The 19,637-nt window shown below is 74.3% G+C and carries 17 protein-coding genes; 9 read left to right on the top strand and 8 right to left on the bottom strand.

Annotated features, from left to right (window positions below):
• Positions 1-130: 130 nt before the first annotated feature.
• The 3 genes from AC0B61_RS26760 to AC0B61_RS26750 form a co-directional block, all read right to left on the bottom strand.
• The gene (locus AC0B61_RS26760; RefSeq protein WP_471743374.1) at positions 131-1,525 is read right to left on the bottom strand and encodes a non-ribosomal peptide synthetase; all 1,395 of its coding nucleotides are present in this window, start codon (positions 1,523-1,525) and stop codon (positions 131-133) included.
• Between the two features lie 48 nt (positions 1,526-1,573).
• Complete coding sequence (locus tag AC0B61_RS26755; protein WP_471743372.1) at positions 1,574-2,938, bottom strand: MFS transporter; 1,365 nt, start codon at positions 2,936-2,938, stop codon at positions 1,574-1,576.
• A 449-nt stretch (positions 2,939-3,387) separates the two neighbouring features.
• Positions 3,388-4,479, bottom strand: a complete 1,092-nt coding sequence (locus AC0B61_RS26750) for a PP2C family protein-serine/threonine phosphatase (RefSeq protein WP_471743370.1) — start codon at positions 4,477-4,479, stop codon at positions 3,388-3,390.
• Between the two features lie 426 nt (positions 4,480-4,905).
• Here AC0B61_RS26750 and AC0B61_RS26745 point away from each other — a divergent pair, with 426 nt between their 5' ends.
• Positions 4,906-6,507, top strand: coding sequence for a PKD domain-containing protein (locus AC0B61_RS26745; RefSeq protein WP_471743369.1), 1,602 nt, complete (start codon positions 4,906-4,908; stop codon positions 6,505-6,507).
• Between the two features lie 89 nt (positions 6,508-6,596).
• On the opposite strand, the gene AC0B61_RS26740 is transcribed toward AC0B61_RS26745, so the two are convergent.
• Positions 6,597-7,742 carry an erythromycin esterase family protein gene (locus AC0B61_RS26740; protein ID WP_471743367.1) on the bottom strand — a complete coding sequence of 382 codons (1,146 nt, stop codon included), beginning with the start codon at positions 7,740-7,742 and terminating at the stop codon, positions 6,597-6,599.
• A 110-nt stretch (positions 7,743-7,852) separates the two neighbouring features.
• On the opposite strand from AC0B61_RS26740, the gene AC0B61_RS26735 reads away from it, so the two are divergent.
• Positions 7,853-8,614: a TioE family transcriptional regulator gene (locus AC0B61_RS26735; protein ID WP_471743366.1), complete on the top strand. Its 762-nt coding sequence runs from the start codon at positions 7,853-7,855 to the stop codon at positions 8,612-8,614.
• Positions 8,615-8,695: 81 nt separating this feature from the next.
• Here AC0B61_RS26735 and AC0B61_RS26730 read toward each other — a convergent pair whose 3' ends face one another.
• Together AC0B61_RS26730 and AC0B61_RS26725 are read right to left on the bottom strand one after the other, a co-directional pair.
• The gene (locus tag AC0B61_RS26730; protein ID WP_471743418.1) at positions 8,696-9,565 is read right to left on the bottom strand and encodes an AfsR/SARP family transcriptional regulator; all 870 of its coding nucleotides are present in this window, start codon (positions 9,563-9,565) and stop codon (positions 8,696-8,698) included.
• A 230-nt stretch (positions 9,566-9,795) separates the two neighbouring features.
• Positions 9,796-10,647, bottom strand: a complete 852-nt coding sequence (locus tag AC0B61_RS26725; protein WP_471743364.1) for a ScbR family autoregulator-binding transcription factor — start codon at positions 10,645-10,647, stop codon at positions 9,796-9,798.
• Positions 10,648-11,107: 460 nt separating this feature from the next.
• On the opposite strand from AC0B61_RS26725, the gene AC0B61_RS26720 reads away from it, so the two are divergent.
• The 7 genes from AC0B61_RS26720 (at position 11,108) to AC0B61_RS26690 (ending at position 17,372) form a co-directional block, all read left to right on the top strand.
• Positions 11,108-12,106: a ScbA/BarX family gamma-butyrolactone biosynthesis protein gene (locus AC0B61_RS26720; RefSeq protein ID WP_471743362.1), complete on the top strand. Its 999-nt coding sequence runs from the start codon at positions 11,108-11,110 to the stop codon at positions 12,104-12,106.
• Between the two features lie 348 nt (positions 12,107-12,454).
• Positions 12,455-12,985, top strand: coding sequence for a DUF5959 family protein (locus AC0B61_RS26715; RefSeq protein ID WP_471743360.1), 531 nt, complete (start codon positions 12,455-12,457; stop codon positions 12,983-12,985).
• A gap of 158 nt (positions 12,986-13,143) precedes the next feature.
• Positions 13,144-14,403, top strand: coding sequence for a hypothetical protein (locus tag AC0B61_RS26710; protein WP_471743358.1), 1,260 nt, complete (start codon positions 13,144-13,146; stop codon positions 14,401-14,403).
• A 58-nt stretch (positions 14,404-14,461) separates the two neighbouring features.
• Entirely contained in the window at positions 14,462-15,364 is a 903-nt protein-coding gene (locus AC0B61_RS26705) for a ketopantoate reductase family protein (RefSeq protein WP_471743356.1), read from the top strand.
• Positions 15,365-15,404: 40 nt separating this feature from the next.
• Positions 15,405-16,046 (top strand): DUF6817 domain-containing protein, encoded by a 642-nt coding sequence (locus AC0B61_RS26700; protein WP_471743355.1) that lies wholly within the window; start codon positions 15,405-15,407, stop codon positions 16,044-16,046.
• A 64-nt stretch (positions 16,047-16,110) separates the two neighbouring features.
• Entirely contained in the window at positions 16,111-16,509 is a 399-nt protein-coding gene (locus AC0B61_RS26695) for a hypothetical protein (RefSeq protein ID WP_471743353.1), read from the top strand.
• Between the two features lie 203 nt (positions 16,510-16,712).
• Positions 16,713-17,372, top strand: coding sequence for a thiaminase II/PqqC family protein (locus tag AC0B61_RS26690; protein WP_471743351.1), 660 nt, complete (start codon positions 16,713-16,715; stop codon positions 17,370-17,372).
• A gap of 31 nt (positions 17,373-17,403) precedes the next feature.
• Here AC0B61_RS26690 and AC0B61_RS26685 read toward each other — a convergent pair whose 3' ends face one another.
• A complete protein-coding gene (locus tag AC0B61_RS26685; RefSeq protein WP_471743350.1) occupies positions 17,404-17,907 on the bottom strand; it encodes a hypothetical protein in 504 nt (167 codons plus the stop codon).
• Between the two features lie 229 nt (positions 17,908-18,136).
• The gene (locus AC0B61_RS26680) at positions 18,137-19,360 is read right to left on the bottom strand and encodes an ROK family transcriptional regulator (RefSeq protein WP_471743348.1); all 1,224 of its coding nucleotides are present in this window, start codon (positions 19,358-19,360) and stop codon (positions 18,137-18,139) included.
• Between the last annotated feature and the right edge of the window lie 277 nt (positions 19,361-19,637).

Here is a 19,637-nt window from a genome sequence, read left to right as displayed (position 1 = left end):
CGGGAGTCGGCCCGCGCGCTTCAGGCGCGGACGTCCCGGCCCGCGCCGTTCAGGGCGCGGGGGGTTCGGCTCCGCGCCGTTCAGGGCGCGGGAGTTCGGGAGGTGCAGACCCCGTTCGGGGCGGGCGCGTTCAGGCGTGGGAGGCCAGGCCCGCCCCGGCGTGCAGGTGGTGCCGCAGCACGGCGAGCAGGTCGGCGAAGGCGGCGTGGGCGTCGGCCTCGGGGAAGCGGTCGCTGTCCCAGGCGAACCGGACCAGCAGGTCGTCGCCGTGCGAGGCGGAGACGGCGAGCGGCGCGGCGAGCGGACGTCCGGCCAGGTGGGTCTCCCGGCCGGGGACGCCGCCGAGCACCAGCGGCGGGCGGCGGTGCAGGTCCTCCAGGGTGAGCATGGCGTCCAGCGCGCCGGTCCACGGCGCCCCGGCGGTGCGGGCGGCGCGGACCACTTCGTCGAACGGGGTGCCGGCGTGGTCGAGGTCGTCCCACCACGCGTCGGCGAGGGCGTCCAGGTCGCTCGCAGCGGTCGGCGTGATCGGTGCGGTCGGTGCGGTCGGTGCGGTCGGCGTGGTCGGTGCGGTCGGCGTGGTCGGTGTGCCAACTACGGCCGGCGCGGCCGGGTGGACCAGGGTGTTGAGGAAGCAGCCGAGCACGGTGGGTGCGCCCGCCGGTCGGCCGCCCCACGGGTAGCCGAGCGCGAGCGGCCCTCCGCCGGCCTCCGTCCCGGGGGATCCCGAGGCCCGGTGCAGCCGGTGCGCGGCGGCCCCGACGGCGTCCAGCAGGGCCGGGAAGACGGCGCCGCGCACGGCACCCCCGGCGGCGGGCAGCCGCTCGCTGAGCATCCCGGTGGACGTGGCCGCGCCGCCGCCGGCCCCGGTCAGGCCGCCGAGCCTGCGGCCCCAGTGGGACTGCGCGGCGGGTCCGCCGGCGGCGTCCTCGGCGGCCAGCTGGAGTTCGACGGCCTGCCGGTAGTCGGCCAGGGCCTGCGGGCCGGGCCCGGCCGCCGGCGCCTCGTCCCGTTCGTACGCCGCGCCGAGCTCGGCGGTGAGCACCCCGAGCGACTGCTCGTCGCAGGCCGCGTGGTCCAGTGCGACGGCGAGCAACTCCTCGTCGCCGTCCGGCTCCCGGGCCACCAGCAGCCGCAGTGCCGGCCCGTCGGCGGGCCAGTCGAGCAGGGCGCGGCGCAGCGCCTCGCGGGCCGTCCCGCCGGGGGCGACGGCGATCCGGGCGACTTCGGTGGACGGGCCGCCGACCCGCAGGACGGGTGTGCCGCGCACGGTTGTGAAGCCTCCGCACAGCGCCGGGTGGCGGGCGGCGACCGCGGCGGCGGCACGGGCCAGCCGGTCCCGGTCGATGGTGCCGGGCGGGTAGGCGAAGAACAGCGGGACGACGTCGGAGCGGGTCTGCGGTGCGAGTCGGCGGGTGATCAGGAAGCGCCGTTGGGCGCCGGTCAGCGGGAGCAGTTCCGCCGGGGCGTCGGCGGCGGCGGAGCGGTACCGGGCGAGGTAGGCGGCGGTGATGCTGGCGTGCACGGGAACGGTCTCCGGTTTCCGGTCGCGGCTCGGCAGGGCTGGGGTGGGTCAGGGGGCGGTGGGACTCGCGGCGGGCTCCTCGGCAGTGGTGGCCCCGACGGCGGCGGCCTTGTCGGTGGTGTCCGTGTCGGTGGCAGCCTCGGCCGTGGTCCGCGCCGTACCCGGCGCGCCGACCGGCAGGTCGCGCATCCGCCGCAGCGGCGACAGCAGCAGCGGCAGCGGCACGAGCAGGAACCCCGCCGCGCAGAGCCACAGCGCGGCGCGCGGTCCGGCCGCGTCGGCGACGATCCCGCCGCCGAGCGCGCCGAGCGGCAGGGTGCCCCACACCAGGAAGCGCATGGTGGCGTTCATCCGGCCGAGCAGTTCCGGCGGGCAGATGCTCTGCCGGAAGCTCACCTGGGCGACGTTGTAGGCCACCGCGCCGAACAGCACCACCCCGGAGGCGACGCCGAACAGCACCACGCCCGCCCCGCCGCCGGACAGCGGCCACAGCACCGCGAACGGGGCCGTCACCACCGTGGACAGCCAGATCAGCCGGGCCTGCCCGATCCGCCGCGCCAGGTACCCGGCGCACAGCGCGCCCGCCAGCCCGCCCACGGCGGAGGTGGACAGCAGCACGCCGATGGCCCCCGGCTGCAAGTGGAGGACCCGCACCCAGAAGACCGTCTGCACGGCCATCAGCACGGCGGCGAACAGGTTGGACACGGCGGTGGCGGTCGCGATCGCCCGCAGCAGCGGGTGCCCCAGGACGAAGCGCACGCCCGCCCCCACGTCGGCGCGCAGCGAGCGCCCGGGCTCGGGTTCCGGTTGCGGCTCCTCGACCCGGATCCGGGTGAGCAGCAGTGCGGACGCCAGGTACCCGCAGGCGTCGGCGACGATGGCGAGCGGCGCCCCGAGCAGTTGGACGAGTCCGCCGCCGAGGCCCGGTCCGGCGATCTGCGCCGAGGAGCGGACCGTCTCCAGCGCCCCGTTGCCGCCGACCAGTTGCTCGCGCGGCAGGACGGCGGGCAGGAAGGACTGGTGGGCGACGTCGAAGAACACCGTCGCGACTCCGGTGACGAGCGCCACCAGGTAGAGCTGCGGCATGGTCAGGACGCCGAGCGCCGCCGCCGGCGGGATCGACCCGACGGCCAGGGCACGCACGATGTCGGCGCGGATCAGCACCGGCAGCTTGCGCATCCGGTCCAGCCAGGCGCCGGCCGGCAGGCCGACCAGGAGGAAGGCGGCGGTTTCGGCGGCGGTCAGCAGACCCACTTCGAACGGGGTGGCGTCCAGGACAACCACCGCCGCCAAGGGTAGGGCGACCAGGGTGACCTGACTGCCCGTCTGGGCCGCGGCGGCCCCGGTCAGCAGGAGCCGGAAGTCGCGGTGGCCGAGCAGACGGGCCTGGCGAGGGTGAGGCGTTTCGTTCATCGGTTCGACTTTCCGTCACCGCTTCGACACGGGGCAAGCACCGGGTTCGTTTCCGGACGAACCGCAGGTCGCCCGGATCCCGCCACTCCCCCGACCGGCCCTTGCGCGACTCTTACGCCCCCTTATGGGCCGGCCGTTCCGCCCCCGCGGCCCGACCGCCCAGGCGGCACGGCCCGGCGGGCGCCCGGGCGCCACGGTGGCGATCCGTCCATTTCGCCGTCCGGTATTCGGACGTCACCTTTCCGGCCACCGGACGGTGGCGCTCAACTTGGCCGGATCCCATGAAGCGCTATGCGCCCGTCACCTCATCGTGATATCCGCGTGACCGACGGAAACCGTCGTACGAGGAAGCCATCGGTCGAGGGAGCCGTCGCACGAGGAAGCCATCGGTCGAGGAAGCCGTCGGCCGCGATCGGGCCGAACCGGGCAGCCGTCGGCCGGCCGGTGCTTCAGTCGCCCGCCCGGCGGGTGATCGCGAGCACCGCCATGTCGTCGTCCCGCGGCCCGCCGGTCCACCGCTCGACGTCCGACATCAGGGCGTCCAGCACCCGGCCCGGCCCGTCGAACGGGCCGAGCGGGGCCAGTCCGGACACCGGGTCGTAGAACTCGCCCGCCGCGTCCCGGGCCTCCGTCACCCCGTCCGTCACCAGCAGCAGCGTGCTCCCGGGCGGGAAGGGCCGGCTCTCCACCGCGGGCCGCGCCACCCCCAGCACACCCATCCCCAACGGCAGCCCCGGGTCCGCCGCGTCCAGCCGCCGCACCTGCGGCCCGGCGCCGCCCACCAAGTACGGGCCGGGGTGCCCGCAGTCGAGGGTGCGCACCGTCTCCTCCCCCGGCGGGAACTCCACCAGCAGGGCCGTGATGAACCCCTCCAGCCGCAGTTCCTCGCTCAGTTGGTCGACCTCCCGGAGCAGCGAGTCCTCCAGCGCGTCCGCGAGTGCGGCCAGGTCCGGTGCCCGGTGCGAGCCCTCCCGGAAGGCCCCCAGCAGCACCGACACCGCGCCCACCGCGTGCAGCCCCTTGCCCCGCACGTCCGCGATCAGCCCGCGCACGCCGTACGGGGTGACCTGCAGCGCGTACGCGTCCCCGCCGATCAGCGCCTCGTCGTGGGCGGCCCGGTAACAGGCCGCGACCGACAGCCGTCCGACCCGGGCCGGCGGCTCCGGGAGCACCGCGTGCTGCGCCGCCTCCGCCACCGACCGCACCCGCTCCAGCCGCCGCCCGTGCCGGGCCACCACCCGGTTCACCCCGACCCCGAGCAGTGCCGCGAACGCGGTGTTCGCCAGCTCCAGGTAGCCGTCCCCGGTGCCGATCGAGCCGTCCTGCGTGGACAGCAGCAGGATCCCGGCCACGTTGGCCGTGCCCACCGCGGCGGTGTCCCGCAGGGTGAGCAGCGCCCCCGCCAGCACGGCGGCGGCCGCCAGCAGCGGATCGCCCCAGTAGTCGGTCGGATCCAGCGAGTTCCACACCAGCCCGCCCGCGATCAGCAACCACGGCGCGACCCGCACGTACGGCGGCCACTGCACGGACTTCGGGGCCATCGGCGGACCTGGCTTCCGTCTCACCACCATCCGGAATCAATCATTCCGATCGTAGCCACGGGCCTGCGGAGCCCGCATGACGGCCGTCCGGGGCCGCCGCCCCTCCCCCGCGCCAGGCCACCGTCCGCATGGGGCCCTGTCGGGCACGGCCTGTACGCTGATCATCTATTCGAACTGTGTGGAACCTGTTCGCCTTTTGACAGAAATATGGGGGGTTCGGTGCACAATCGCCGACTCGTGGTTCTCGCTGCCCTCGTGGCAGCCGGTGTCGGTCTCACGCCCGGAATCGCCCAGGCGTCGGGGCCCGGAACGGCACCCGCGGCGCCCCCGGCGCCCGCCGCCCAGGAGCAGCAGGCGGGCGGGGCCGGTGCACCGCCGGCACCGGGGGTCCAGGGCCGGACCTTCAGCAGCCCTGCCGACCGAACGGTGGTCACGCCGAAGCCCGGTACGAGCACCGGCTCGGCGGCGCCGGCCCAGGCCGCGCCGGGCCAAGCTGCTCCGGGCCAAGCTGCTCCGGGCCAAGCTGCTCCGGGCCAGGCCGCGCCGGCTCAGGCCGCGCCGGGCGCGCAGAGCAGTTCGTACCTGGCGGTCAGCCTGTACGCCACGACGCCCACCGCGCACTCACTCGACCTGCAGACCATCATCACCGTCGGAAGCGACGCCGCGGTCGACGCCACCATCGCCTGGGGCGACGGGACCACGGACACGTTCTCCGGCACCGCCCCCGGTTACCCCTCCGACATGCGGCACACCACGCACACGTACGCCGCGGTCGGCACCTACGACGTCAAGGTCACGGTGAAGGACACCACGCACGACGTCGTGGCCACCAACGAGGTCACCGTCGTCACCTCGGGCTCGGAGTTCACGCCGCATGCGCCCACCCGGCTGCTGGACACCCGCACGGGCATCGGCGCCGCCGCGGACGAGGTCGCCGGGCGCGGCACGGTGGCCCTGAAGGTCGCGGGTGCGGCCCAGATCCCCGCCGGGGTCTCCGCGGTGGTCCTCAACGTGACCGTCACCGACCCCACGGCCGCCGGCCACGTCTCGGTGCAGTCCGCGAAGGACCTGGCCGAGGGCGCCGAGACGTCGAACCTGAACTACGAGGCCGGCCAGACCGTCCCGAACCTGGTCGTCTCGGCGGTCGGCGCCGACGGGTACGTGTACCTGTTCAACGCGGGCTGGCAGCCGATCAACCTGATCGCGGACGTCACCGGGTACTTCGCGCCCTCCCCCGCCAGCGGCTACCGGGCGGTGCCCCAGGTGCGCGTCGTCGACACCCGGGACGGCACCGGGGCGGCAGCGGCCCAGATCCCCGGGCAGACGAGCTTCGACGTGGACATCGCCGGCCACAACCGGGTGCCGCAGGGCATCACCGCCGTGGCGCTCAACCTGACGGCCACCAAGCCGCAGGACGCCGGCCACCTGGTCGCCTACCCCAGCGGGCATGAGGTGCCGACCGCGTCCAACGTGAACTTCACCGCCGGCCAGACGGTCGCCAACGCGGTGATCGTGCCGGTCGGCCCCGACGGGAAGATCACCGTGCGCAACGGGAGCTGGCAACCGACGGACGTCGTGGTCGACGTCGTCGGCTACTACACCCCCGAGAGCCGCTCCGCCTTCGTCTCGGCTTGGGTGCCGTTCCGGATCGTCGACAGCCGCAAGGACAGCTGGGGCCGCAAGGCCGGTCCGCTGGCGGCCCGTGACTTCTTCGCGATGCGGCTGGAGAGCGACACCACCGCCCCTCGCGTCGACGGCTGGGTGCTGAACACCACCGTCACCAACACGACCGGGCCGGGCTTCCTGTCGGTCGCTCCCGACCCGAACTTCTGGTCCGCGTACCAGAACGGCACCGCGAACACGCCGCAGCGGCCCGCCTCGTCGACGCTGAACTGGACGGCGGGCGCGACCGTGCCGAACGTCGCCCAGACCCCGGGCGGCAGGGGCGGCATCGTCGACATCTGGAACCAGGGCTGGCAGGACATCGACTTCACGGTCGACCTGCTCGGCTTCTACCAGACGATCTGACCCACCCGCGCGCACGCGGGCCGGGGCGGCGTTCCTCACGGAGCGCCGCCCCGGCCTCGTGCCCGTGCGCACCGCCCCCTCCGGGATGCCTACCCCACCGCCGCGCCGTCAGCGATGTGCAGGAGCGCAGCCGCGCCGTCGAGGACGTCCCGGTCGAGCGGGAAGTAACCCTGCCGGGGCGTGGTGTCGGTGCGCTTACGGCCTTCGGCGGGCAGCGCCGCCTCCGTCAACTCCCAGACTGAGCCGCGCCGTTGCAGGAACGCCTCGTACGTGCCCGGCGCCGGTTCGCCCAGCCCGATGGCCTCGCTGCGCCCCAGACTGCCCGCGACGAAGGCGTACCGCTCGCCCAGCAGTGCGCCGACGATGCTGCCCGCGCCGCTCCACCCGCAGTCCAGTTCACCCTCCGTCCAGGCGCTCGGGTTGCGCCGCAGGTGCTCGTTGTGCGAGAAGACCAGGGTCGGTCCGCGCCGGGCCTCCAGGTCGCGGATGTCCAGCAGGTTCTGCGCCATGAGCGCGTCCCGCATGCCGAGCAGGCCGCCCACCCGGGTGCTCGGGTCGAGGCCCGGGACGGCCGACTGCGCGTGGTAGCGCAGCAGGCCGATGCCGGCGGTCAGCCGCACCCGCGCTCCGTGCCACTCGGCGAGCGAGGTCGCGCCGATCAACTCCGCCGCGCGCGCGTGGAGTCGGACGAGCAGGTCGTCGGCGAGGCACCGCAGCCGGCCCGCCTCGGGGGTGGCGCCGGGCGACCGGGCCGGGTCCAGCACCGCCTCCACCCGGCTCCACCGCTCGTCCTCACCCGCCGGGCCAGCGATGTCGAGGTCGAGCCCCAGGTAGTCGCGGGCGTGTTCGAGGTAGCGGCGCGGGCTGGGGGCGCTGTAGTTCTCGGTCGGGGCGTCGAAGCCGTGGAAGGCCAGTCGTTCACCGGGCGGGAGATCGCGGTTGAACTCGCGCATCCAGGCGACGAGTCGGCGGTTGGCGGCATGCGCTCCGAAGCCGTGCGAGAAGCCCTCGCCCGTCGCCGTGTCCAGGGTGCCCACGCCGTCCCGGACGTAGGCGTCCACGGCTAGCGCCGCCACGCGGTCGGTTTCGAGTGCGATCGACCGGAACCCCCGGTCGACCAGTCGGGCGAACAGACCGTTGCGGATCCACCCGAAGGCCGGCTCCTGGTGGGTCGGCTCGCCGAGCCCCAGCAGTTCGCACGACGGGGGGAGGAAATCGTGAATGTCCTGACTCATGGACCTCAAGCGTATCCTTGAAGGAACGGTTGAGGCTTTGCCACCTTCTGGCCAGTACAGCCGGTCTACTGCCATCAGAAGCCTCAAACAGGCCCGAACGGAAGTCGACCATGCGCCCCTCCGGTCTCGCGCGCGAGCACGGCATCTCGACCCAGGCCGTCCGCAACTACGAACGCGACGGCTTCCTCCCGCCCGCCGAGCGCACCCCCACCGGCTACCGGATCTACACCGAGCTGCACGCCGCCGCCCTGCGCGCCTTCCTCGCCCTCGTCCCGGCGTACGGGCACGCGACCGCCGGCTCGGCCATGACCGCCGTCCACGCCGACCGGCTCGACGAGGCCCTGACCGCCCTCGACCGCGGGCACGCCCAACTGCTGCGCGACCGGGAGACGTTGGCCGCCGTCCGCGAGGCCGTCGACCACCTCACGGCCGCACCCGGCCCGCCCGCGGCCGCCATCGGCGCGCCGAGCCGGCCCGCGCCCCGGCCTGCGCCGACCCGGCCCACACCGTCCGGCTCGCTCAGCATCGGCGAGGTCGCTCACCGGCTCGGCATCACCCCCGCGACGCTGCGCACCTGGGAGGCCTCGGGCATCCTCAGCCCCATCCGCGACGGCAGCACCGGTCACCGCGTCTATCTCCCGGCCGACGTCCGCGACGCCGAACTCGCCCACCTCCTCCGACGCGGCGGATACCTGCTGGACCACATCGCCACCGTGGTCCGGCAGATCCGGGAGGCGGGCGGCACCGGCGAGCTGGCCGCCGCCCTCGACGGCTGGCACCGACGCCTCACCGCCCGGGGCCTCGCCATGCTCACCGCCGCCGCCCGCCTCGGCGACTACCTGACCCTCCGTTCCGGGCCGGACCCGGCTTGACCTCCCCACCGGGTGCGCGCCGGCTGACCGCCGCACGCGCCGCCGCGCCCTGACCGGCCGAACTTAATCAGCCGACCGCGGTCAGACGACCCGGGTGAGGCGGGCCGGGCGGGCGCCGAGCCCGTCGACGAGCTCGCCCGGCTGCTCCCGGTCGGCCCGCTCCTGGTCGGCCCGCTCGGGGGCGGCGAGCAGGATGGAGCGCTGCATTCGGCGCAGCGCGGCGGACGGCTCCATGCCCAACTCCCGTACCAGGGTGTTCCGGAGCCGCTGATAGGCCTCCAGTGCCTCGCCTCGGCGGCCGGATCGGTGCAGGGCGACCATGTACTGGCCGTGCAGGCTCTCGTGGGTGCGGTAGCGGTCGATCAGGACGGTGAGTTCGGCGAGCAGCACCCGGTGGCGACCCAGCCGCAGGTCGGCGTCGATCCGCTGGTCCAGCGCGCAGAGCCTGGTCTCCTCCAACCGCTTGGCTTCGACGGCGAGTTGGCCGCCGACCGGGACGTCCGCGAAGGCCGGCCCGCGCCACAGCGCCAGTGCCTCGCCCAACTGCCGGGCGGCCAGTGGGAAGTCGCCGCCGTCCATGGCGCGGTAGCCGTACCCGGCGAGGCGGTCGAACTCGCGCAGGTCGACGAGTCCGCCGCCGCTGTTCAGCATGTAGCCGCCGGCCGAGGTGACCAGGACGTCCTTCGCGCAGGACGTGCCCGAGGCGCCGTCGCCTTGGGCGAGGGCCCGGTCGATCAGGTCACGCAGTTGCAGGACGTACGTCTGCACGGTGGTGCGCGCGCTGCGCGGCGGACGGCCGCACCACAGTTCGTCGGCGAGGACCCCCGCCGGGACGACCTGATCGGCGCGTAAGGCGAGCAGGGCGAGCACCTGCCGAGGTTTCGGGGCCGTCGGCACCACCGACGCCCCGCACAGTTGGACCCCCAAGGCTCCCAGCACCCGGATTTCCACGACGACCACCCCAAATCCAGACGGGTCGGCGACCCCGACGGCCACCGGCCGGGCGGGTGCTCCGCTGCTCAAGGTCCGCAGGCTTGCCCGGAGAGACCGGTCGAGCACCCGACGCCTATCCAAAAACAGGACGGACGGTTTGTCAATACAAAACCGAACGCGCTGTTTGTTTTTAGGCGGAGCAACTCGCCCCCAGCCCGGTCCGGCACCGCACTCCGGACCGGTCGGCGTCAGCGCTGCCCGACCCCGCCCACACCCGCCTCGGCCGCCACGCCCTCGACCGCCACACACTCGCCGACCATGCCCTCGACGACCACACCGTCGGCGACGGACTCGGCCGCCACGCCCTCGACCGCCACACACTCGCCGACCATGCCCTCGACGACCACACCGTCGGCGACGGACTCGGCCTCGCCGGCCCCGCCCTGGTCGGCCGCCGCCACCCGGGCCGCCTCCAGTTCGGCCACCACCCGGCCGCCCCGGTCCACCCCGAGGTCGAGCGTGGCCAGCACCGCGGGCACGGCGATGCTCGGCATCAGGTGCTGGTACAGCACGGCGACCCGGCGCTCCAGGTCCGCCCGGCCGGACATCTTCTGCGACTGGATCTGCACGCCCGTCCAGGCGCCGGTCACCAGCCAGGCGGTCTCGGCGGGCACCACCTGGGGCAGCAGTTCGCCGCGCCGGCCGGCCGCCACCAGCACGTCCTCGGCCCGTTGGATCCACCCGGGCGCGGCGCCGCCGCTGAAGTCGCCGAACACGTCCTGGCCGAGGGAGAGCCGCGCGCCCGCGCTCAACAGCGGGTCGCGCGGCATGAGATGGGCGACCACCATCCCGAGGTCCACGAACTCCTGCAGTTTGCAATGCCGTTCGGGGATCTCGTCGCGCCCGAACTGCTCCTCCAGGACGCCCTGGGCCAGTTCCCGCTTCGACGCGAAGTGGAAGTACACCGCACCGCGGGTCACTCCCGCGCGGGCCACCACCGCGCCGATCGTCGCGCCCTCGTACCCGTACTCGTCGAAGACGGCCGCGGCCGCCTCCAGGATCAGCCGACGCGTCCGGACCGCCCGTTCCTGCCGCACCACCGCAACCACCCCACCCGAAAATGTCGGCAAACAAAACCAAACACCCCGTATCTTACCCGCCGTCCTCACGACGACCCTGAGTGCGAGGTCACATGGCGCCGTCTTCGAGGCACGGAAAACCGCATGGACGGTACGAGTCGCACAGGTAGCCGGAGGCACCCCGGCGGGCCATCGAACCGGAGCACGGGTTGCTACTTTTGGCCGGTCCACCCACCGCCAGGCCCGCCATGATAATGAACTTGTCAAGTTCAGGCCATGAAATCGCCGCAGGTCAACGGAGCTTCACCAATCCGGCACAGCCCGCAGCGGGGCTCAGATGCTCACCGCGCGTGTCCGAACGACCCCGCTGGGCCGCCGACGAACCTTTGTTCTGGCTCCTTGAAAACCAAACCGGTAGGTACGTATCTTACGAGCCCTGAGCAGCCCACCCCGCCCGTCACGGCCTTTCGGAGCGCTCCCCATGACCCTGCTTGCCTTCCGCACGCCTGTCTCCGCCCTCGCCACCGCCGAGGCCCCCGAGGCCCTCCCCGGCCCGGCCCTCGCGGCCGGCCCGATACCCCGCCTCACCAGCACCGTCGCCAAGGAGTACGTCCACCGGGCCTGCCACGCCGAGGTCTTCCTGACCGGGAGCGAGCAGCTGAACGAGACCACCTTCGCGGTCTCCGCGCAATGGCCCCGGGCGCACACCTTCTTCAGCACCCCGGACGGCACCCGGCACGACCCGATCCAGGCTGCTGAAACGATCCGCCAAGTCGGCCTCTACCTCGCCCACACCGAATTCGGCGTCCCGCTCGATCACAAGTTCATGATGTGGAACCTCGACTACACCACTCGGCCGCGCCATCTGCTCATCGGCGCGACACCCGCCGACCTCACCATCGAGGCCAAGCTCGTCGCCCAGCCCCGCCGCACCCGCAGCACCGTCGACTTCACCCTCAGCACGGTCGTCCGCCGCGGCGCGCACCTCGCCGCCACCGGCTACTCCCGCTTCACCACCGTGCCCACCTCCACCTACCAGCGGCTGCGCAGGGGCCGCCACGACGTCGACCAGCTCCGGACGCCCGCGCCGGCGACCGAACCGCTGCCGCCGGCCCGGGTCGGCCGGCTCCGCGCCTGCGACGTCGTCCTCACGGCGGCCGCCGAACCCGGCAGCTGGCACCTCACCCCCGACCTCCGGCACCCGATCCTCTTCGACCACGCCAACGACCACATCCCCGGCATGGTCCTGCTGGAGGCGGCCCGCCAGGCGACCAACGCGCTGACCAGCCCGGTCACCGTCACCCCCGCCTCCGCGGCCACCACCTTCCACCGCTACGCCGAGCTCGACGCGCCCACCACGATCACCGCGCGGCACACCCCCGGCGAGGACCAGGACGCCCTCACCACCACCGTGACCGGCCACCAACACGGCGAGCCGATCTTCACCACCGTGCTCACCGGCCACCCCGACCACCGCTGACGCGACACCCGCCGCACCGCACGGGCAGCCGGTACGGCCGGGCAGCGACAGCTGGAACGGCTCCCGCGACCCGAAGGGCCGCGAACGACCCCGCACCACCCGGAGGCCCGCCCGACCACCACGGTCCGGCGGGCCTCCGCCCTCCCCGCGCGGACCCGCTCTGGGCGCCACCAGACCCTCACGGCCCAGCCCGACCACGGCCGGGGTCGATCAAGGCCCAGGCCGACCCCGGCCAGCGCAGCCTCGGACGCCACTTGGCGGGAACACACCGCTCGCCGCACTGGCACCGGGACGAACACCTGCGCGAGGATGTCAGCCCTTGGACCAGCTGCCACCGGGAGCCCTCCCTTGAGTGAAGTCGCTTCGCAGCCACACGAGTTGATCCGACTGACGGACCGACCCGGAACCGATGGCGCGCCCGGCCGGGACGGACGCACCGGCGGCCGCAACGTCCGCGTCAAGGTGCTCGGGCGGCACGCGCCCGGCTCCCCGCTCGGGCACGACCGGCTGGACTGCGAGATCACCGTCATCGCCGACTCGGTGCGCGGACACTTCGTCACCGTGGTCACCGACCACCACCTGCAGCGCTGGGAGGCCGCCCTGGACCGGCTCGGCCAGGGCTTCGCCGTCCGCTGGCTGGACGAGGAGCACGGCCCGGAGTTGCGGATCGAACCCGCCCGGCCCGGCGGCCTGTGGGTGACCGTCTCCGACGCGGAGGACTCTGGCGTCATGCTCCGGGTCGCCCTCTCCCCCGCACCCGACTGGCTGGACGAACAGCGCGCCCTGCTCAAGCTCGTCCGGGACGCCTATCCGCCCGAAGCGGCCGAGCCCTCCCCCGGCATCCACGCCCGACACGGCAAGCCGGCCGCCGGTAACTGACGGGCCGTCCGGCACGATACGGGGGCCGAGGCGACCGCGTGGTCGACCCCGCCACGGCGGCCCACAGCAGCGGCGGTCCTCCTCGCCGCACACGCCGGGATCCGTCCGTTTCCGCCCCCGGCCTCACCTCCTCCCACCCCACGAGGAATCATGATCAGGTGACCATCGACCTGCTGCCCGGCCATGGCGTCCGCCTGCCCGCCCCGCTGCCCGAACTGCGCTTCGGTCTCACCGAGGCGGCGGTACGCGAGCTGCTGGCTCCGCACGGCGAGCTGCTGCCCGACGGCGTACGGAACACCTTCGTCTGCGGCTGCCGTTGGGCACTGGCCTTCCAACTGCCCGGCGTCAGCGTCACGCTCTGCGCGGACGACCGCGACCGGCTCCGCAGCGTCACGATGAGCCGCAACCCGAGCGACGACCGGCCCGTCTGCCCGGTCGGCTACCACGGGATCGACCTGCTCGGCTGGCCGGCGCACGAGTTGGTCGAGGCCCTGCGCACCCAGGGCCTCGCGGTGCCCGATCCCGCCCACGGCACCCTCCGCTACGACTCGCTCCACCTCTACCGCCAACCGGCCTTGCCGCGCCCCTCGCACCCAGCCCGGAAGCCGCGCCGCGAAGCGCCGTTCACCTTCGACGTCATCTCCCACTCCGCCCCCGCACAGCACGTCGAACCCGCCGGGGCACCCAAAATGTCCCCGCACCCGACCGGCACCGCCACCGGTCCGCACGACGCCGCCTTCCTGCCCCGTCTGCGGCTTGCACCGCGCCCGGTCGAGCGCCCGGTCACCACGCCGGTCCCCAAGCTCGGCGGCGAGCCCTGCCGGCTGGCCGAGCCCGCCTGGCCGATCTCGCCCACAGGCGGTGAACCCCTGCTGTTCGTCGGCCAGTTCGCCGTCCCGGGGGCCGAGGCGCGGCTCGCCTACCTCTTCCTCGACCCGGCCGACGGCCCGATGGGCGGCCTCGACCCGGAGGCGGGCGACGCCGTGCTGCTCGTCCAACCGGGCGGGCCGATCCCACCCTTCGCCGTCATCGGCCCGCCCGGCACCCGGGGCCGCACGCTCTGGCGCCGCGGGCCCGGCGGTGCGGAGATCCCGGTCGAACACCTCCTCGACGTGCTGCCGATTCCGAGCGATGTCGACCGGTCGATGGACGAACGGGCCGCCTTCCAGCGGCACTTGCGCGGCGAGGGCCCGGAGGTCCGGTTCCCGGACGGCCCCCACGTGCATGACCACATCGGCGGCCTGCCGTCCTTCCCGAGCGGCCAGGCCCAGGTCCCCGCACCGTGGCAGTACTTCTTCGCCCTCGCGGGCACCCAGGACGAGGACGAGCCGTACTTCCTGGACTTCGATTCCGGCGACGGCTTCGCCTTCCTCAGCCCGGACGGCCTGGAGGGCCGCTTCTACCGGGAAGTCCCATGACCGCAACCCGCCAACTACGCCGACCACCCCAGCCACCCCTTCACCTACCGGAGTCACCATGACCGCTTCCCCGCAGCCCACCAGCCCCCTGACCGTCGCCATCCTCGGGCCGGGCGGGGTCGGCGGACTGATCGGCGGACTGCTCGCCCGCGTCGGCCACCGCGTCGTCTGCCTGGCCGGCGCGCAGACCGCCGACGCCATCGCCCGGGACGGACTGCACGTCCACAGCGGGCAGTTCGGCGAGTTCACCGCGCGGGTCGAGGCCGCCACCGAACTGCGCGAGCCGGTCGACGCCGTCTTCGTGACCGTCAAGGAGACGGCGCTGGCCGCCGCGCTCGACCGGATGCCCGCGCAGGCCCTGGGTGCCGCGATCGTGGTGCCGCTACTCAACGGCCTGGACCACATGGCGCTGCTGCGCGAGCGCTACCCGGCCGCCCGGGTCGTGGCGGGCACGATCCGGGTCGAGGCCACCCGGACGGCGCCCGGGCGGATCGAGCACAGCAGCCCGTTCGCCATCGTCGAACTCGCTTCCGCCTCGGACGAGTTCGCCGAGCAGCTGCGGCACGCCGGGCTGGACGTGACGCTGCGCGACGACGAGACGGCGATGCTGTGGAGCAAGCTCTCCTTCCTCGCCCCGTTCGCGCTGCTCACCACCCGCCACGCGAGCGGGATCGGCACCGTGCGCACCGAGCACCGGGCCGAACTCCTCGCGGTGCTGGACGAGATCACCGCCGTCACCCGGGCGGTCGGGGCACCGGCCGAGCCCGAGGCCCTGCTCGCCTCCTTCGACCGCATCCCCGCAACGATGAAGTCTTCGATGCAGCGTGACGTGGCGGCCGGTCGGCCGACTGAACTCGATGCCATCGGCGGCGCCGTGCTGCGGGCCGCCGACGCGCACGGAGTGTCCGTGCCGACCCTCGCCGGCCTGGTGGGCGAGCTCACGGAGTCCGCCGGCCGGTGACGGTTGCCCGGGGCGTCACCTCGGGGGTAGAACTCCTGAGGTGACGCCTTCCGACCGCCGCAGCGGCCCCACCAGCGGTCCCACCGACGGCCCCACCGACGGCCCCGCCGGGGACCGCGCCGAGGCCTTCCTCCGTGCCCACCGGACCGACCGGATCCCGCACCCCGGCGGCACGCTCCTGGCCCACCTCCGGCGGGTGGAGGCCCTGTTGGCGGCCTGGGGCTGCGACCCCGCCGTCCAGGCCGCCGGGCTCTGCCACGCGGCGTACGGGACCGACGGGTTCGACCACGCCCTGCTGGCACCCGACCGGCGGGAGGAGCTGGCCGACCTCATCGGCCGGCGCGCAGAAGCGCTCGTCCACCTCTACGCGAGCTGCGACCGGGCCGCCGTCTACCCGCGCCTGGGCGTGGACGAGCCCCCGGTCTTCCGCGACCGGTTCACCGGGGCCGACCGCACACTGACGGAGGAGGAGCTCCGCGCCTTCCTCGCCATCACGGTCGCCAACGAACTCGACGTCCTCGCCCACAACGCCGAACTCGCCGCCCGCTACGGACCGGGCCTGTACGGCCTGTTCGCCCGCGTCCGGAGCCTGCTGCCACCGGCCGCCTGGCAGGCCTGCACCGACCTCCTCGGGCCGACGGCCGCCGATCAGCCCGCCGATCGGCCGCCTTCCTGGCGATGACCCCCGTCCCGCCGGAACCACCGTACGGCGGACGGGCGTTGTCGATGACGGGAGGGATACTGACATGACAAGGAAGCCGTACCGCTTGGCCGCGACCGCACTCGCGGTGCTCAGCGCGGCCCCGTTGTTCACCGCGTGCAAGAACGCCGACCAGGCGATCGACTGCGGAAAGAAGGCGATCAGCCTGGCCGGCGACGTCCAGGACCTCGCGGACTCGGCGGTCAACGTCGGCCAGATCACCGACGACGCCCGCCGCAAACACACCGCCGACGCCCTGAAGAAGATCGTCGCCGACACGAAGAAGATCCGCCAGGACGGCGGCGGCAAGCTCGACTCGGCCGCCGACAAACTCTCCAGCGCCGTCAACGACGCCCTCGACAAGGTCTCCCACGACAAACAGCCCGACATCGGAGCGATCACCCGCGCCGCCGGCGACATCACGAAGGCCTGCGCCGAGGCCTGACCGCACCCCGACCCAGGCACCACCACGCGGGCGGTGCTCCCGGCCCGGGCGGTGCCGGGGCCGGGAGCGGGTGGATCCGGCGTAATCCGGCGTGACCCGGGAGGATCCGAGGGGCGATCCGGGTACCGGCCTGTCGCCACCTCCCCCGCCACCGCCAGGCGGTAGGAATGGGGACCGGACCGAATCCCACCCCGGAGGCACCGGTGAACCACCCGATCCTCGACCAGATCCAGAGCCTGCGCGCCGAGTTGGCGCTCGGCGACATCGCCCCGGCACTGGTCACCGCCCTCGCCGACGGCACCGCCCCGCGCTCGGCACTGGCCGACCTCGCCACCCAGCAGTACCGGATCATCCGCTCGGACCGGCGCAGCCTGCTGCTGCTCGCGACCCGCTGCGCCGACCGCCCGCTCGGCGCCTGGTTCGCCGCCCTGGCCGAGGGCGAGAGCGCCGCCCTGCGCACCCTGCCCGCCCTCGCCGCCGCCTCCGGCCTGGACCAGGCCGCACTGGAGGCACGCCCGCCGCTGTCCGGCTGCCAGGCCTACCCCGCCTACCTGGCGTGGCTCGCCCTGAACGGCCGCCCCGCCGCGGCCGCCGCCGCCATGGTCGCCAACTTCGCGGCGTGGGGCGGCTACTGCGCCGCCATCGGCCAGGCGTTGCGGCGGCATTACGGCTACTCCGACGAGGCCTGCGCGTTCTTCGACTTCTTCGCCCAGCCCGCGCCGGAGCTGGAGCAGCAGGCCGCCGACGCCCTCGGTCCGGACCGGCTGGACGAGCCGACGCTGACCGCCGCACGCGAGTACGGGCTGCTGCTCCAGTCCTATGAGCACCTGTTCTGGGACACCCTGAGCGTCATCGACGCCTGAAGCCGCACGCCCCCGGCAGGCGCCGACCGGCTCAGGCCTGCCAGTGCGGCTTGCCGCTGACCATCCGGCAGTAGATCACCCGGCCGCCGGCCTCGTGGGTGCTCTTCCCCAGGTCGGCGTTGCGGCAGAACTGCCCGGCCTCGTAGCAGTTGCCCGCGTTCGAGCGGAGCTCGCACTGTCCGCCGCCACCGGCCGCCGTGGTGTGCTCGGCCTGCGGGTCGGTCGGCGGCTGCGCGGTGGTCACCTTCGGCTGCGGTGCCGTGGGGGCCGGCGGCTGCGACGGGGCGCCGGGCGCTGCCGGAGACGTGACGGGTGCGGCCGGGGCCGGCGCCGCCGGGGTGGGCGACGGCACGACCGGCGCGACCGGTACGGACGGCGCGGAGGTGGCGGCCGCGGGCCGCGAGGCCGATGGCGTGGCACCGCCATCGGCGGCCGACGGGTCGCAACCCGTGAGCGTCAGGCCGACGGTGAGGACGAGTCCGGCGAATCCGGCCAGGCCGGCCGCCCGGCGGCGACCGGGTATCCGTGAAGGCATGGGAGGAGAACGCTCCGTTCCGTTTGGATGAGTCGTGCGATTCAAGCAGGACCGCACACGTCGCGCGCACCGATTCGCCACTCGTTGGCAGATCGAGATCTGCCGACTACCGACCGTTGCCGCCCTCCCGGCGGCCGTCACCCTGCGCACCGAAGCCACCGCACTGCCGCGCCCGCCGCATCGGCCGCGCCATCGCACTCACCGCATACCCACCGCGCCTGACGCGTCGTCAGCGTAGGCCTGCCGTCCGACGTTCGAACACCTCGGGGCGGGCGGTCTCCAGCGCCGTGGAGACCGCGCCGAGGAGCACCGCCTCCTCGCCCAGGAGGCTCGACGCGAGCGTCGGACGCATCGGGGCGAGCCGGTGCAGGGCCTGCTCCAGCGGTGCCAGGAGCAGGTCCGCACTGCTGCCGATCCCGCCGCCGAGCACGACCAGGTCCGGGTCCAGCAGGGCGGACAACACGGCGACGGCGTACGCCAGTTGTTCGGCCTCCCGCTCGACCGCCCGGACCGCCGCGGCCTCCCCGGCACGGGCCCGCTCGAAGACCTGCTTCGCCGTCAGCTGCCGTCCGGCGCCTTCACCGCCCAGCCCGAAGTCCCGGGCGGAACGCACCACGGCGTCCGCCGCGGCCTCGCCCTCGATGGTCCCGGCCGGCTCGCCCGGGCGGGCGGGCAGCGGCACCAGGCCGATCTCGCCCAGCGCACCGTGCGCGCCGACCAGCAGCTCGCCGTCCTTCACCACGCCGAGGCCGAGCCCGGTGCCGACCAGCAGATAGGCGAACATCCGGCTGCCCCGCCCGGCACCGAGGGTGTACTCGCCGAGCGCGGCCAGGTTGGCGTCGTTGGCCACCGACACGGCCGTGCCCAGGCCCTCCGCTATCCGGTCGAACAGCCCCGGCCGGCCCCAGCCGGGCAGGCTGGAGGCGTAGCGCACCCCGCGCCGCTCCTCGTCCCACACGCCCGGGGTGCCGATCACCGCGTGCACGATGTCGCCGGGGGCCAGGCCGGCCTCGGCGGTGGCCTCCTGCGCGGCGGCGATAACGGCGTCCGCGACGGCGTTCGCCGACCGGCCGCGGTTGGCCACGTCCCGACGGGCGACGACCGTACCGGCGAGGTCCGCGACGGCCACCCGCAGCCGGGCCCGGCCGATGTCCACGCCGAGCACGTGCCCGGCGGTCGGGTCGACCTCGTACAGCACGGCGGTGCGGCCGCGCTCGGGGGCGAGCCGGCCGGCCTCGCGGACCAGCCCGGCCTGCTCCAGGGCGGCCAGCGCGGCGGAGACGGTCGGCTTGGACAGGCCGGTGTCCCGGGCCAGCTGGGCGCGCGAGGAGCCACCGCCGGTGCGCAGCAGCTCCAGCAGCAGCCACTCGTTGTTGCTGCGCAGCCGCTGCCGGTTCCAGGGCACCCCGGGGGCCCCGGCCGCCGGGCGACTGGTCGGCTGGTGGGGGCTCATCGGTTCCTCCGGTCTGGCGGCTCACGGACGTCTCTGGCGCGGGCCTGGCACGGCCTGCGGCGTCCGGTGTCGGACGCCGCCGCCCAAGTATGACCGGTGATCATCCGGTGTTCGCCCGCCGGACCCGGGCCGCTTCACGGGCGGCCATCCGGACGACCGCTCCGCGTCACCTGCCCCCCGTTCCCGCGTCTCGCAGGTCCCTGCCCTCAACCGTCACCCAGGGCCGCCCTCCACCGCCGCCCGCCCTGCTACCGCAGCACCTCCGGGCGGAAAAGGT

This window comes from Kitasatospora sp. NPDC023385, from assembly GCF_055664045.1.
This window is presented reverse-complemented; position numbering and strand designations above follow the sequence as displayed.

Bases quoted from the DNA above. Each gene is read 5' to 3' on its own strand.
- AC0B61_RS26755 (WP_471743372.1), bottom strand. From the start codon at position 2,938: ATGAACGAAACGCCTCACCCTCGCCAGGCCCGTCTGCTCGGCCACCGC.
- AC0B61_RS26750 (WP_471743370.1), bottom strand. From the start codon at position 4,479: ATGGCCCCGAAGTCCGTGCAGTGGCCGCCGTACGTGCGGGTCGCGCCG.
- AC0B61_RS26740 (WP_471743367.1), bottom strand. From the start codon at position 7,742: ATGAGTCAGGACATTCACGATTTCCTCCCCCCGTCGTGCGAACTGCTG.
- AC0B61_RS26735 (WP_471743366.1), top strand. From the start codon at position 7,853: ATGCGCCCCTCCGGTCTCGCGCGCGAGCACGGCATCTCGACCCAGGCC.
- AC0B61_RS26720 (WP_471743362.1), top strand. From the start codon at position 11,108: ATGACCCTGCTTGCCTTCCGCACGCCTGTCTCCGCCCTCGCCACCGCC.
- AC0B61_RS26705 (WP_471743356.1), top strand. From the start codon at position 14,462: ATGACCGCTTCCCCGCAGCCCACCAGCCCCCTGACCGTCGCCATCCTC.
- AC0B61_RS26695 (WP_471743353.1), top strand. From the start codon at position 16,111: ATGACAAGGAAGCCGTACCGCTTGGCCGCGACCGCACTCGCGGTGCTC.
- AC0B61_RS26685 (WP_471743350.1), bottom strand. From the start codon at position 17,907: ATGCCTTCACGGATACCCGGTCGCCGCCGGGCGGCCGGCCTGGCCGGA.
- AC0B61_RS26680 (WP_471743348.1), bottom strand. From the start codon at position 19,360: ATGAGCCCCCACCAGCCGACCAGTCGCCCGGCGGCCGGGGCCCCCGGG.